Source organism: bacterium (assembly GCA_036524115.1).
Taxonomy (GTDB): domain Bacteria; phylum JAUVQV01; class JAUVQV01; order JAUVQV01; family DATDCY01; genus DATDCY01.
Genome location: DATDCY010000250.1, coordinates 1 through 13,479 on the forward strand (window position 1 = coordinate 1; position 13,479 = coordinate 13,479).

Annotated in this window: 12 protein-coding genes; 2 read left to right on the forward strand and 10 right to left on the reverse strand. The window is 71.0% G+C overall.

Going from position 1 to position 13,479, the window contains the following annotated elements:
* The 9 genes from VI078_12240 to VI078_12280 form a co-directional block, all read right to left on the reverse strand.
* Positions 1-688, reverse strand: a 688-nt coding sequence (locus VI078_12240; protein HEY6000050.1) for a hypothetical protein, incomplete at its 3' end; no start/stop codon positions are given.
* Positions 685-1,365 (reverse strand): ABC transporter ATP-binding protein, encoded by a 681-nt coding sequence (locus VI078_12245; protein HEY6000051.1) that lies wholly within the window; start codon positions 1,363-1,365, stop codon positions 685-687. The genes VI078_12245 and VI078_12240, both read right to left, overlap by 4 nt.
* 122 nt (positions 1,366-1,487) lie before the next feature.
* Entirely contained in the window at positions 1,488-2,624 is a 1,137-nt protein-coding gene (locus VI078_12250; protein HEY6000052.1) for an FtsX-like permease family protein, read from the reverse strand.
* 2 nt (positions 2,625-2,626) lie between these two features.
* A complete protein-coding gene (locus tag VI078_12255) occupies positions 2,627-2,917 on the reverse strand; it encodes a hypothetical protein (protein ID HEY6000053.1) in 291 nt (96 codons plus the stop codon).
* 5 nt (positions 2,918-2,922) lie between these two features.
* Positions 2,923-3,417, reverse strand: coding sequence for a nitrous oxide reductase accessory protein NosL (locus VI078_12260; GenBank protein HEY6000054.1), 495 nt, complete (start codon positions 3,415-3,417; stop codon positions 2,923-2,925).
* Positions 3,414-3,947, reverse strand: a complete 534-nt coding sequence (locus tag VI078_12265) for a nitrous oxide reductase accessory protein NosL (GenBank protein HEY6000055.1) — start codon at positions 3,945-3,947, stop codon at positions 3,414-3,416. The genes VI078_12260 and VI078_12265 overlap by 4 nt, the downstream gene beginning before the upstream one ends.
* Positions 3,948-4,109: 162 nt before the next feature.
* The gene (locus tag VI078_12270) at positions 4,110-7,412 is read right to left on the reverse strand and encodes a CusA/CzcA family heavy metal efflux RND transporter (GenBank protein ID HEY6000056.1); all 3,303 of its coding nucleotides are present in this window, start codon (positions 7,410-7,412) and stop codon (positions 4,110-4,112) included.
* A gap of 13 nt (positions 7,413-7,425) precedes the next feature.
* Positions 7,426-9,213, reverse strand: coding sequence for an efflux RND transporter periplasmic adaptor subunit (locus VI078_12275; GenBank protein HEY6000057.1), 1,788 nt, complete (start codon positions 9,211-9,213; stop codon positions 7,426-7,428).
* Positions 9,214-9,315: 102 nt separating this feature from the next.
* Positions 9,316-11,694 carry a multicopper oxidase domain-containing protein gene (locus VI078_12280; protein HEY6000058.1) on the reverse strand — a complete coding sequence of 793 codons (2,379 nt, stop codon included), beginning with the start codon at positions 11,692-11,694 and terminating at the stop codon, positions 9,316-9,318.
* A gap of 483 nt (positions 11,695-12,177) precedes the next feature.
* Between VI078_12280 and VI078_12285 the strand changes: the two genes are divergently transcribed.
* Both VI078_12285 and VI078_12290 read left to right on the forward strand, forming a co-directional pair.
* Complete coding sequence (locus VI078_12285) at positions 12,178-12,432, forward strand: glutaredoxin family protein (protein HEY6000059.1); 255 nt, start codon at positions 12,178-12,180, stop codon at positions 12,430-12,432.
* A complete protein-coding gene (locus VI078_12290) occupies positions 12,432-12,761 on the forward strand; it encodes a ferredoxin-thioredoxin reductase catalytic domain-containing protein (GenBank protein HEY6000060.1) in 330 nt (109 codons plus the stop codon). The genes VI078_12285 and VI078_12290 overlap by 1 nt, the downstream gene beginning before the upstream one ends.
* A 148-nt stretch (positions 12,762-12,909) precedes the next feature.
* On the opposite strand, the gene VI078_12295 is transcribed toward VI078_12290, so the two are convergent.
* A partial coding sequence (locus tag VI078_12295) for a hypothetical protein (protein HEY6000061.1) occupies positions 12,910-13,479 on the reverse strand: 570 nt, incomplete at its 5' end.

The following is a 13,479-nucleotide window of genomic DNA, read 5'->3' on the forward strand; positions in this document are numbered from 1 at the left end:
CCGCGAGGGCTGCGCCTGAGAGGCCGGCGACGGCGGGCGCCCCGCGCCCGGTCGCGAGGAACGCCGCGCCGCCGGCCGCGGCCGCCGCCGTCGTCGCGAAGAAGACGACGCGCATCGGCGCCACCGGCAGCGCGGCGAGGCTGGAAGCCAGCGTCGCCTTCCCCGCCGCGAAGAGCGTCCCGCAGCAGGACGTGAGCACGTCGGGGCGCAGCGAGAGCAGGAAGGCCGCCTGCGCCGCCGCTCCCGCCAGCACCAGGGGCGCGAGCACCAGCAGGAAGAGGTACTTCGCGCGCACCAGCGGGTAGTCCTCGGCACGGTTGTCCACCGCGTTCACCACGAGCCAGACCCCGCCCAGCAGGAAGTCCGCGACCATCAGCCCGAGCGCCGGGTAGCCCCACGCGTTCGCGTTCAGCGTTCCGGCCGCGCACATCGCCCCCACGAGCAGGCCGGACAGGGCGTCGGCCGCATTCACGAAGAGAAAGAGCCCGAGAAGCTGGAGACCGAAGGCGAAGGCGAGCAGCGTGGAGACGAGGTACGTGCGCCGCTCGAGGGCCAGCTGCCGCTCGCTGCCGCTGCGGACGTCCCAGCCGCGCAGGACGCCGATCGCGAACCACGCGCCGCCGCCCACGCAAAGCGCCGTCAGGGCGGCGGCGACCAGCTGCGTCAGGACGGCGGGGTGGAGGATCACGCGCCGGGCGCCTCGAGGCGGCCGTCGCGCATGGCGACGACCCGGTCCGCGACCGGCGATTCGAAGACCAGCGGGTCGTGGCTCGCGATGATGAAGCGCCGCCCCTCGCCCTTGAGCCGGGCGACGACGTCCATGAACTCCCGCGAGAGCCGCGTGTCCAGGTGGGCGGTCGGCTCGTCCGCGATGACGATCGGCGGGTCGTTGACGAGCGCCCGTGCGATCGCCACCCGCTGCGCCTCCCCGCCCGAGAGCCACTCGACGCGCGCGCCGGCGCGCCCGGCGAGGTCCAGGCGCGCAAGCAGCTCGAGCGCCCGCTCCCGCAGCCGCGCCCGCGGGACGCCGAGCGGGTAGGCGGGGAGCATCACGTTCTCCAGGACGTCGATCCCCCGCACCAGGTGCAGCTGCTGGAAGACGAACCCGAACGTCGCCCGGCGCACCGCCGTGAGGAACCGCTCCGGCAGCCCCGAGACCTCCCGGCCGTCGAGGCTGATCCGCCCCGCAGTCGGCCGCGCCATGCAGCCGACCAGGGAGAGCAGCGTCGTCTTGCCCGAGCCGCTCGGCCCCCTGAGCACGGTGACGCCGTCGGCCGCGAGCGAGAGGCTCACGCCGTCGAGGGCGACGAACTCGTTGGCGCCCCCCTCGTTGAACACCTTGCGGACCTCGCGCACCTCGATCATCGCCACCTCATGACACACCATCCCCTGCGTCCCCCTTTGGCAAGGGGAACATCTGCGTCACACACAACCATCGGTGTTGCCTGTCAACAAGCCTCCAATGCCTTGCGGGCCCCTGGCCCGCGCTACGACCGCATGACCGCGTCCGGGTCCACCGTCGCCGCCCGCCAGGCGGGGAGCACGGTCGCCGCCGCGTAGGGGAGCACGGTCAGCACCAGCAGCGTGGCGACTTCGTAGGGGTCGATCGCCGGCACGAGCCGGAAGTCGGGGTAGAGCACGGACCAGCCCTTCATCACCCGCGCAAAGAGCGTCCCCGAGAGGAAGAACACGTGCGCGTAGGCCAGCAGCGTGCCGGTGAGGAAGGCCGTGACGGACACCGCCGCGCCCTCCCACGCCTTGAGCAGGATGACGTCCGCGGTCTCCCACCCCACGGCCTTGAGGATGCCGATCTCGCGGCGCTCCTCCGCCGGCAGGCCCGACGCCCGGTCCCAGGCGAAGATGACGAACGCAAAGAGCGCCCCGGCGAGCAGCACCGTGACCATCCCGCCGCGCCAGCCGAAGACGGCGTCGTAGGTCCGCTGCACCTGTTCCCGAATGACGCTGCGCGTGTCGGGCAGGTCCCGGGCGATCTTGGCGGCCACGGTCTCGCGCTCGCGCGCGTTCGGCACGGTGAGGACGATGTCGGTGGCGCTCCCCGAAGGGATGCCCGTGATCGCCCGGAAGTCCGCCTCGGCGAGCAGGAGCAGGTCGGCGGCGACCAGCTCCGATTCGGCCTCGAGGATCCAGGCGACGGTGAGGGTGCGGGTGGAGCCGTCGTGGGCGCGCAGCGACAGCGGCCGGCCGACCGCCGTCCCCTTCAGGCGCGCCGCGGCGGCGCCGAGGACGACCGTCCCCTCCTGCGGCGCCCCCTGCCCCGGCACCATGAGGGTGAACGTCGCCTGGCGCGCAGGGTCGTAGTGGTAACCCCAGAGGCGGGGACGCGCCGCGCTCACGCCGCGCACGCCCCGCAGCCGCTCCGCGTAGGCCGCGGGCACCAGGTCCATCCGGCCCGCCACGAGGCGCTGGACGACCACGTCCGGGGCCTCCGCGAGCACGAGCGCCGCCTCGCGCCGCAGGGCGGAGAGCAGGAACATCGCCGAGGCCACCAGGAAGACGACGGCGGTGTAGACGGCGAGCAGAGCGAGGTTCTTCCCGCGCCGGCGCAGCAGCGACGCGAGCGCGAAGTCGAGGACGTTGCGCTGCCGTTCAGCCCAGACGCCCACGGCTACCTCCGGAGCGACTCGCGCGGCCCGGCCAGCGAGCCGGCCGGGAAGTGCTCGAGGGAGAGGGGGTGCTCCTGCAGCGGCGCGTGCACGTCGGCGAGCGCGAGATGCCGGGTGTAGGCGGCGTCCGTGAAGAGGCACAGGTCGGTGAGGCCGAGCGCCTTCACGGTCGCCGCCCGGCGCGCCACCGCCGGCCGCGCCGCCGCGGCGGCCCGCCAGGCGTGCAGAAGGCACACAACGAGCAGCGCCGCCATGACGGCGACGGCGCCGAGGAAGACGGACGACTTTCGCACGCGGATTACTCCAGCAGGGCCGGCAGCTCCGCGGCCGCGTCCCCGAAGGCCACGATCCTGCTGCCGCCGTGGTCGCGCAGGAACTCCTCGGCGTCGGCGCGCCGCGCAAACGGGATGAACTCCTTTCCCATCGGCCCGTAGACGTCGCTGCCGATCACATAGAACGCCGACTTCGCGTCGACCGGCTCGAGCGCATAGTAGTCCGTCACGAAAACCGCCGCGACGTCGCGCTGGGCCCGCCGGCCGCCGAACGACCTCATGTCGAGCCAGTACCGGAAGAGATCCTTGGCGCCGTCGAAGACCTCGCGCCCGCCGTCGGCGAAGACCAGCTCCGCGACCCAGTCCGGGTACTTGTAGACGAGCATGCCGCAGACCGGGCACTTCTCGCCCCTGCCGGGCCTGACGAAGCCGGTGGCGGGCTGCTGTGCGCCCGCCGCGGCGGCCACCGCGAGCGCCAGCGCACCCGTGACGGCCGCCACCTTCGCTCGAAGGGCCGTCACTTGGCCGGCGCCGCCCCCATCGCCTTCTGCTCCGCGGCGGCCTTGCGCTTGGCGGCGCGCCGCTCCCGTATCATCTTCGTGTCCTCGTACATGTCCTGGTAGGCGCCCTTGACGGCCTCGTCGAAGCTCGCCAGCGCCCCCTCGTTCTCCTTGACGAACGCCTCGGCGGCCGCCTTGTCGCCAAAGGCCCACTTGGCGCGCTTGGTCATCACGCCCTGCTTCTTGCCCCCCACGACCCAGACCGCCTTTTCGGCGTCGAGGAGCTGCTTCGTGGTGTAGTCGGCGACCCAGATGGTCTTCGGCGCCTTGTCGAGGTTCACCGCCAGGTCCACCGCGGCGCAGTGGATGCTGCACGTCCCCTCGGTGCTCCCGTCATCATACTCGAGGTAGACGCGGCTGAAGTTCCACTTCTCGCGCTCCATGCCGCAGAACTTGCAGGCCTTGTGCTTCTCGATGTCCGCGTCCGCGGCGAGGGCCGCGCGCAGCGGCATGAGTACGAGCGCGATCACGAGCATGGATTTCCTGAGCATGGTTCGCCTCCTGTCCCTGTTGGCTGCCCTGCGGTGCGCGTGGCCCGCCGTCATGAGGACCGGCCGACCGCCCGTTGGATCTGCCTGCTCCCCATAATGTAGGACGCCGCGCCGCAGATTCAAGCGGGAATATCGGTGTAACTGATTAAAATTCCTCAGGACTCAGGCGCCGGCCGCAACGCCGTCCGCGACCGCGACATCTCCGCGCGGGCCGCGTCCGCTCCGCAGATCGAACCGCCAGCGCCACACCTGGTAGATGGCCGGGTAGACGAGCAGCTCCAGGAGGAACGACGTGAGGATGCCGCCGATCATCGGCGCCGCGATGCGCTTCATGGTGTCTGCGCCGGCCCCGACCGCCCACATGATCGGCACGAGCCCGATGAAGGTCGTCGTCACCGTCATGAACTTGGGCCGCAACCGCTGGACCGCCCCTTCCATGATCGCGGCCCGCAGCTCGTCGAGGGTGCGCAGGCGCCCCTCCTTCTTCGCCTGCTCGTACGCCAGGTCGAGGTACAGCAGCATGAACACGCCGGTCTCCGCGTCCACGCCGAGCAGCGCGATGAGCCCCACCCAGACCCCGACGCTCATGTTGTAGCCGAGGAAGTGCAGGAACCAGATCGCGCCGATGGCCGAGAACGGCACCGCCAGCAGCACGATGAGCGTCTTCGCCGCCGAGCGGGTGTTGAGATACAGCAGCAGCAGGATCAGCACGAGCGTCACCGGGATCACGACCGCGAGCCGCTCGCGCACGCGCGCCATCGCCTCGTACTGCCCGCTCCAGGTGAGCGCGTACCCGGGGGGCGTCCGCACCTTGCCGCGCAGCAGCGCGTCGGCCTCGCGCACGAACCCCTGCGGGTCCCGCCCGGCGAGGTCGACGTAGACGTAGCCGGTGAGCAGGCCGTCCTCGTTGCGGATCATCCCGGGCCCGCTCGTCACGCCGACGTCCGCCAGGTGCGCCAGCGGCACCTGCACGCGCCCCTCCCCGACCGGCACGAGGACCTCGCCGACCGAATCGACGTCGGCGCGGAAGTCCGGCAGGTAGCGCACGTTCACGCTGTAGCGCTCGCGCCCCTCGACCGTGGTCGTCACGCTCTCGCCGCCGACGGCCGCGGCCAGCACGTCCTGCGCCTCCTGCACCGACAGCCCGTAGCGCGCCAGCTCGCGGCGCTTCCAGGCGACGTCGAGGAAGAACCCGCCCGCGGTGCGCTCGGCGAAGACGCTGCGCGCGCCGCGCACCCCCCGCAGCACGCCCTCGGCCTCCGCCCCGAGCCGCTCGATCTCGCCGAGGTCGGAGCCGGAGATCTTCAGCCCCACGGGCGTGCGGATGCCGGTGGCGAGCATGTCGATGCGCCCCTTGATCGGCATCGTCCAGGCGTTCGAGAGGCCGGGGAGGCGCAGCGCCTCGTTCATCTCGGCGACGAGCTGCTCCTGGGAGATGGTGTCGGGCGTCACGTGCCGCAGCAGGGCCTTGAGCCACTCCGGCGCCCACGCGGAGTACCAGGTGTCCACCTTCCGCCACTGCGACTTCGGCTTGAGGGTGACCACCGTCTCGAGCATGGACAGCGGCGCCGGGTCGGTTGAGGTGCCGGCGCGCCCGGCCTTGCCCAACACCCGCTCGACCTCCGGGAAGGAGGCGATGATGCGGTCCGTCACCTGCAGCAGCCGCCCGGCCTCCGTGGCCGAGATCCCCGGCATCGTCGTCGGCATGTAGAAGAGCGAGCCCTCCTCGAGCGGCGGCATGAACTCGGAGCCCAGGCGCACGAACGCCGGGACGGTCGCGGCGACGAGCAGGAGCGCCCCGACGATGACGAGGCCGGCGTGCCTCAGCGTCCATGCCGCGACGGGGCCGTAGAGGCGCATCAGGAAGCGGCTCACCGGGTGGCTCTCCTCCTGCCGCACCTTCCCGACGAGCAGGGCGTTGGCCGCCCGCCGCAGCCAGGTCGGGCGGAAGGCGTAGGGCTCGGGGCGCGTCAGCAGCATCCGCAGCGCGGGATCGAGCGTGACCGCGAGCACGGCGGCCACCAGCATCGCGAGGGTCTTGGTGTAGGCGAGCGGCTTGAAGAGGCGCCCCTCCTGCGCTTCGAGGGCGAGCACCGGCAGGAAGGAGACGCCGATCACCAGCAGCGAGTAGAAGCTGGGGCCGGCGACCTGCGCGATCGCCCGCTGCACCACCAGCCGGTAGTCGCCGCGGCGCCCCCCGCGCTCCCACTCCTCGAGCTTCTTGTGCGTCTGCTCGACGACGACGATCGCCGCGTCGTCGAGCGCGCCGATCGCGATCGCGATGCCGCCGAGGCTCATGATGTTGGCGGTCAGGCCGAGGCCGCCGAAGGGGATGAAGGCGATCAGCACCGCCAGCGGGATGGTGACCACGGGGATGAGCGCGCTCGGCAGGTGCCAGAGAAAGAGCATGATGATCACCGAGATCGTGACGATGACCTCGACGATGGCGGAAGAGAGCGTGCCGATCGCCCGGTGGATGAGGTCGGAGCGGTCGTAGGCGGTGACGAGCCGCACGCCCGGCGGCAGCCCGGGAGTGATCTCGGCGAGCTTGCGCTTGACCCGCTCGATGACCTCGAGCGCGTTCTGTCCCTGGCGGACCACGACGATGCCGGAGACGACCTCGCCGTTCCCGTCCAGCTCGGCGATCCCGCGGCGCAGGTCCGGCCCCTGGACCACCTGGCCGACGTCAACCACGCGGATCGGCGAGCCCCGCTCGCTGGGCGCGACGACGATCTCCTCGAAGTCCTCGATCGTGCGGGCGTAGCCGCGGCCGCGCACCATGTACTCGGTGCCGCCGAACTCGATGAGCCGCGCCCCGGTCTCCGCGTTGCCGCCGCGCACCGCCTCCACGACGCGCTGGATCGGGATGCCGTAGGCGCGCAGCCGCACGGGGTCGACGTTGACCTGGTACTGCTTCTGGAAGCCGCCGACCGCGGCGACCTCGGCCACCCCCGGCACCGCCTTGAGGTGGTAGCGCAGGTACCAGTCCTGGAGCGAGCGCAGCTCGGCGAGGCTGCGCGTCCCCGTCTCGTCGACGAGCGCGTACTGGTAGACCCAGCCGAGACCGAGCGCGTCGGGGCCCAGCTCGGTCTTCACACCGGCGGGGAGCGAGGGGATGACCGTGGAGAGGTACTCGAGCGTCCGCGAGCGCGCCCAGTAGATATCGGTGCCGTCCTCGAAGATCACGTAGACGAAGGAGTAGCCGAAGTCGGAGAAGCCGCGCACCGCCCGCACGCCCGGCGCCCCGAGCATCGCGGTCACGATCGGGTAGGTGACCTGGTCCTCCACGAGGTCCGGCGAGCGGTCCCAGCGCGAGTAGACGATGACCTGCGTGTCGGAGAGGTCGGGGATGGCGTCCAGCGGCATCCGCTTGATCGACCAGATGCCGGCGAGCGCGGCCACCGCGACCGCGGCGAAGACGGCGAGCTTGTTGCGGACGGAGAACTCGACGATCCGCTCGATCATGGGCGTGAGCGGATCAGCGGCGCATCGGCTCGCCCGCCGGCGCTCCCGCCTCCGGCATGGCTGCCGTGCCCCCCTCCTGCATCGCGGCGGGCATGCCGTGGCGGGCCTCCCCCGGCGCCGCCGGCATCCCCCGCTGCGCCTCCTGGCGGGCGAGCGCCGCGGCGGGGTCCCGGTCGAACGCCTGCTTGCACTGCGCCGAGCAGAAGGAGAAGGCCGCGCCCTGGTAGGAGCTGACCAGGCCGGCGCGCGCGGCCTCGTCCGGGTCGACGTCCATCCCGCACACCGGGTCCTGCGCGTGGAACGCCTTCGCCGTCGCGGCAGGCGCCATCCCGGCCCGCGGTGCGCCGGCCGAGGACGGCTCGGCCGCGCCAAGCGCCCGCGCGGCCGCGGCCTTGGGGTCGCGGAGGAACGCCTCCTTGCACCGCGCGGAGCAGAAGAACCAACTGCTGCCCGCGTGCTCGCTGACCAGCCCCTGCGCACGGGCCTTCGTCTCGTCGACCTCCATGCCGCAGATGGGGTCGAGCGCCGCGCCTCCGACCGGGGTGCTTGCCGCGCGCATCCGGCTCTCCGAGTCGAGCAGGAAGTTGCCCGACGTGACCATCGTCTCGCCCTCCATCAGCCCGCCGGCGATCTCGACGAGTTCCCCGAGACGGCGCCCCGTGCGCACGGGGCGCGGGACGAACACGCCGGGGGTCTGCTCGACGAAGACGATCCGGCGCGTCCCCGAGTCGAGCACCGCGCTCTTGGGGACGAAGATCGCCGGCCCGACCTCGACGGGCAGTTCGACGTCCACCAGCATGTCCGGGCGCAGGACGAACCGGGGGTTGACGACGTCGAGGCGCACCTTGAGCGTCCGCGTCGTGGCGTCGAAACGGGGCGGCACAGCACTCACGACCGCGGCGAGGCGGCGGCCGGTGCCGGACTGCGTGACGACCGCGCGTGTGCCGGGTCTCAGGTACTCCTCCTGCCCCTCGAAGACGTCCGCGAGCACCCAGACGCTCCCAAGGTCGGCGATCGTGAACAGGTCCTCGCGCGCGTCGAAGGACTGCCCGAGCGAGACGTTGCGCGAAGTGACGATCCCGGCCGCCGGGGCCCGCATCTGCACCAGGTAGGACGGCTGGCGGGTCTTCGTGATCTCCTCGATCTGCTCGGCCGTCATGCCCAGGTTCATCAGCGCCTGGCGGCCGACGTCCACGTTGCGCCAGTATGTCGCGAGCTGCCCGCCGCCCTGCAGGGAGTCGTAGGGGTTCGTGCCGCCCTGCTGGATGGTCTGGTAGGTGTCGTACATCCGCAGGAAGTTCTGCTGCGGGATGAGGATCTCGCTCGTGTAGTACGCCCCGAGCACGGCCCCCTTCTCCACGAAACTGCCGGTCGTGGCGGTGCCCATCTCCCGGATGCGCCCCGACGTCGCCGCCGTTACCCGGAACAACCGCGTCTCGTCGGGAGTGACTGTGCCGACAAGCCGCAGCGTCGTCCGCCGGACCGCGGCCTGGACCGGCTCTCGCGCCACGCCGATGAGCTGCAGGCGGTCGGCGCGGACCGTCACCGCGCCCGGCGGCGCCGCCGCGGACGGGGACGCCCCTGGCGACGGCCCGTCCTCGTAGACCGGCTCGAGGGGCATCCCGCAGGCCGCGGTCCCGGGCCCCGGCGAGCGGAAGGAGGGGTTCATCGGGTCGACGTAGTAGAGGATGCGCCGCCCCCCCGGGCCGGCATGCCCGCCGCCGCGGCTGGCGAGCCACCCGGCCGCGAACGCCACCGGCAGCAGGACCGTGACCAGGATGACGAGCGTTCGCTGGCGCATGATGACCTAGTCTATCCCAGGCTCGCGTCCGCGGCGAGCAGGCAAAGAGCGAGGGCCGCACGGGCGGCCCTCGCTCGCCGACTCGGGCGGAACGCGCGGGCCCTAGTACTGGACCCCCTTGACGTAGGTGCGGACGATGGCCGGGTTGGCCAGGACGGTGTACGGCCGCATCATCTCGTTGTCCTCGTGGTCGATGATGTGGCAGTGCCAGACGTAGCCGTGGCCGCCGTTCGGGCTGAAGTCGTAGCCGATGGTGTTCGAGTTATCCAAGCCAGTGACCGGGTCCACGACGGGCGCCGTCGCCTTGGCGAAGCGCACGATGAAGCGCGTCACCATGCCCGGGGGCGCCATGACGGTGTCCTTCCACCCGATCTCCTGCGGGGCCGGGGCGACCGGCAGCCCGACGAGCGCCGTGGTTGCCACCGCCGGGGCCGGGAACTGCCAGCCGTAGATATTGGCCGGGTCGGGGTTCCCGCCGAGCACGCAGACGTTTGGAGCGAGCACGCCGCGGCCCGGCACGCCAAGGCCGCAGTTGTAGTCCAGCGGCGGGCCCGCGCCGAACACCGGCAGCGCGGAGGCAGCATAGGCGGCCGTGTAGGCGGTGGTGTAGGCCTTCACGTTGAGCCCCTGCCGGTTGAGGAGCTGGACCGCCACCAGGTGCGGGTGGATCGGGTGGGCGTCGGCCGTGAGGTTCACGATCTCCCACTCTTCAGTCTCGCCCTCGTGGGGCAGCTCGGAGTAGTAGGTCGTGTTCCACATCGTCGCCACCGGGGTGAAGTCGGTCCGCGCGACCTTGGTGCCGTCGTACTGCGTGTTGTTGACGAGGATCTCCACCGGCCCGCCGGGGAAGACGACCTCGTTGAGCGTCAGGCGGCGGGTCTTGTGGATGGTGACGCCCGCTGCGGGCGTCGTGCCCAAAGGGGTGGTCAGGCGCACGGATGCGGGCCGGATGGCCGGGGCCGGAAGCACCGCCGGGTTGAAGGTGTTATCCACGACGGGGGCGGCGGCCACGCGGAACTGCACGATGCGGCCGGTGGTCGAGGCCGATACCTGGGCGCCGCCCGGGAACGGCGCGGGGGCGTTGTTGGTCAGGATCAGCGTCTGGCCGGCGACGGTCGAGAAGTCGACGATGACCTCGTAGCGCTCGCCCGGCATGATCAGCAGCTTGTCATTGACCTTGGCGAGCGGGTTGATCTGCTGCGGGGTGTCGAGGTAGCCCTGGTCGTTGCCGATGACCCACATCGGCGGGCCCTGCACGCCGGTCGTCCTGTTCATGAAGTAGAGCGCGTAGGTGCGCGCGTTCGAGCCGTTGAGGAAGAGGAAGCGGTAGCGCTTCGGCTGCACGTTCATGAAGGGCCAGGTCTTGCCGTTGACGACGATGGTGTCGCCGATGAACTCCGGGACCCAGTAGGGGTGCTCGGGGTTGATGCCGACGTTGGGGAAGTAGAGCTGGCCGTTGGTGTCGAAGATGCGGTCCTGGAGGATCATCGGGACGAGCAGTTCGACCGCCCCGGTCACCGTGTCCTTGAGGCCGAGCGGGTCCAGGCCCGGCGCCAGCGGCATCGCCGGGTCGACCTGGTCGTACACGCCCGCGATCCCGGCATACACGTTGAGGCGGGTGGCGCCGAGCATGTGGTCGTGGAACCACGTCGGCGCGGGGTCCTGCACGTTCGGGTAGACGTAGGTCGCCTTGCCGGCGGCCGCGTCGGCAACGCCGCCCTTCGAGTAGTAGCCGTGCCCGTAGATGCCATTGCCCGTCCACCAGGAGTCGGGGCCGCCGTCGAGCACCGACGGGATCTCGCCGCCGTGGAGGTGCACCGCCGCCGGGGTCGAGGCCGGATAGGTCAGCGGGTTGTTCGGCGGGGCCGCCTGCGGCCCGAGGAAGCCGTAGTTGTTGAGGCACGGCGCCGGCAGCACCGCCGGCCCCAAGCCCCCGATCCAGGCCTGCGCGGCCTGATCGCAGAGGTTGCGCTCGGGGTTGGCGGTGCCGACGGGGTCATTGAAGTTGACCGGCGGGGGCGCCGTGTTCAGCGACAGGGGATCGCCCCACAAGAGCGTGGGGTCAGTGGACGTGGTGTACGCCTTCACGTTGCTCACGTAGGTGTCGGGCAGCTTGTTGAAGAAGTTCATTTGCGTCGGGATGCCGCGGTCCGCGATGACCACCGGCCCGAGGTAGGAGCGGTTCTGCAGGCCGGGCACGCAGGTGTTGCCGACCTGGTAGCCCCATACCCACGTCGCAGGCGCGACACCCGCAACCGCGCCGACCACCGGCGTGCCTGCCGGCAGGATGTTGGTCTGGAATTCGCAGATGCTGACGTCGATCGGCGTGCCGGTCGCGATCTGGAACATCGCGTTGCTCAGCGTGTTCAGAGGCTCGACGAACTGCGGGATCTTCGTCGGGTTCAGCGGCGTTTGCACCGCGGGCGGCGGCGGCGCCGCCATCGCGGCAACCCCAAGCGCGAACACAAATCCAACTGCCACGGCAACCAGCCATCCCCACTTTCTCATGACGGTCCCCCTTCCTGGATCCCCTGCGATCGTTCCCGAGGCGTTCACGGAACCCCCTCCGTTGGTTACTCCGTAAAGTAGTAAATTCCGTTTGCTTCTCCTATGAGGTGGTCTCCCCAAATTTCATCTTTCAAACCGATGCGATGCGCCATTCCGTTGCCTGGGACGTTGTTCAGATCGGAGACAGGCGCCACGCTCGCGACAAGCTCAAGGCAATTGCAGGGCCCGGAATGGATTTTCGAGGCGCCGCTCGGGTCATCTGGCGCGGGGATGTCGTTTCCGTTGCTGCACCTCGCCAAACCTCGTGCCCAATCGGTAAGCAGTCCCCGGCCATACGTAAAGACACTTTACGGTTGCACGTGATTCGGATCGCGGTTGGCGGGTGCGCTGGACACCCGTGGGGACGAATGCTATAAGCGGGCGGGTCCGGCCGTGCTCGAAAAAGGAGACATCACGATGGCCCAGCCGCGAGTAAGAATGTACACCCTGAGCACCTGCCACCACTGCAAGGCGGCGAAGAAGTTCCTCACCGGCTGCGGCGTGGCCTTCGAATTCACCGACGTCGATCTGCTCACCGGCGCTGAGCGCGAGGCGATCCTCGCCGAGGTGCGCCGCCTCAACCCGGAGTGCTCGTTCCCGACGATCGTCATCGGCGACCAGGTCGTCGTCGGCAACGACGAGGCGCGAATCAGGAAGGCGTTGGGGCTGTGATGGACCTCGTGCGCTTCCGCGAGATGGTCCGCCAGGCCCAGGAGCCGCAGGGCTACTTCTTCAACGCCGACGAGGCGCTCGTGACCGAGCTGCTCGAGGGGCTCGTCGCGAACCGGGAGCGCTACGGCTACATGTCCTGCCCCTGCCGTCTCGCCAGCGGCGTGCGCGAGAAGGACCGGGACATCATGTGCCCGTGCGTCTACCGCCCCGCCGACGTCATGGAGTACGGAAGCTGCTACTGCGGCCTGTACGTCTCGGCGGCGTTCAACGCGGGGGAGATTCCGCGCCGCCGCGTCCCCGAACGCCGCCCGCCTGACAAGTTCGTGTAGCGCGGGTCGCTGGGGAGGCCCTGGCGCGCCCCGGCGGCGTTGCTCCTCGCGTCGCTTGTGCGGCGCACCTCCAGTGCGCCTCCGCGCGCGCTCCTCGCTGCCTTGCCGGAACGCACCATGACCTCCTCATCGACTCGCGCAGCCGATTCTAGTCAGTCCCTCTGGCGGCTCCGAGAGGGAAGCGCGCGAGAATCGCGTCGGCGGCCTCCGCCGCGCCGTCCGTGAGGCGCTCGCTCGTCCGGCCGAGGGCGAGCAGTTCCGGAACGCGCCGGACCCACGCGCCCGAGGCCAAAGCCTGCGGCGGAATCCTCAGTCCCCGGGCGCGTTCGGTCACCCAGCGCGCAAGGACGGGCGATTCGCGGAAGCCGGCCCGCGGAATGAAGCCGTAGGGCACGCCGGCGCGCGTGGCCTCCGCAAGCGTGCTGTACCCGAGCTTGCCGACGACGCCATCCGCGGCCGCCACCAGGTCCGGGTGGTAGAGGCCGGAGCGGTGCGGCAGGACCACGACGTTGTCGATCCGCTGCCGTGCCGGGCCCCCGCCCGCGAGCACGAACTGCACCTGCGGCTGCGCCAGAAGCGGCATGAGCGCGAAACCGCCGTGCGGGACGCCGCCCATCGTGACCAGCACGAGCGGCCGGCGCGCGGGGACGCCGAGAGCGGCCCGCGTCGCGGCGCGGCCTGCGCGCGGACTGCGGCCGACGGGACCGATGTGCACCGC